Annotated in this window: 1 protein-coding gene; it reads left to right on the plus strand. The window is 55.9% G+C overall.

Features of this window, described 5'->3' with window-relative positions:
* On the plus strand, positions 1–638 hold a 638-nt coding region (locus HMPREF3277_RS11960), incomplete at its 5' end, for a YadA family autotransporter adhesin (RefSeq protein ID WP_210401176.1).
* Between the last annotated feature and the right edge of the window lie 87 nt (positions 639–725).

The raw sequence follows: 725 nt of genomic DNA on the forward strand, positions 1-725 counted from the left end.
ATGCGATCAACGGCAGCCAGTTGTATTACACCAACCAGGCGATTGCCAACGTAGCGACACAAGCGACAGCGGCGAAAACCGAAGTTACCGCAGGTAAGAACGTCGTCGTTAACCAAACCACCGGCAACAGCGGACAGACCGTGTACAACGTTGCTACTGCCGATAAACTCGACGTAACCAGCGTAACCGCAGGCGGTGTAACCGTTAACGCGCAAGGTGTCAGCATCGCTGCACCGACCGCCCATAATCCGGCGAATACCGTCAGCCTCAGCCCGATCGGTCTGAACAACGGCGGACAACGCATCACCAACGTCGCCCCGGCGAAAGAAGGTACCGATGCGGTCAACCTGAACCAGCTCGCCGGCGTGGGTAACGCCCTGCAAAACAACATCGAACGCGTCGGCAAAAAAGCCTACGCAGGTGTAGCGGGTGCGATTGCACAAGGCTCGATTCCGCAAGTAACCCGTCCGGGTGCGACCGGTATCGGCGTGGGTAGCGGCTACTACGGTGGTCAATCCGCCATGGCAATCGGCGTGTCTGCGATGAGCGACGGCGGTAACTGGATTGTTAAAGGCAACTTCTCTGCCAACACAGACGGTCACGTCGGTGTCGGAGCAGGTGCGTTGTACCAGTGGTAAGCTAACGGCTCTTAGCTGAAGCAAAGCAAAGGTCGTCTGAAATCCAAAAAAGGGTTTCAGACGACCTTTTTTTATAGTGGATTAAAT

Source organism: Neisseria sp. HMSC70E02 (genome assembly GCF_001838645.1).
In the GTDB taxonomy this organism is placed as follows: Bacteria; Pseudomonadota; Gammaproteobacteria; order Burkholderiales; family Neisseriaceae; genus Neisseria; species Neisseria macacae.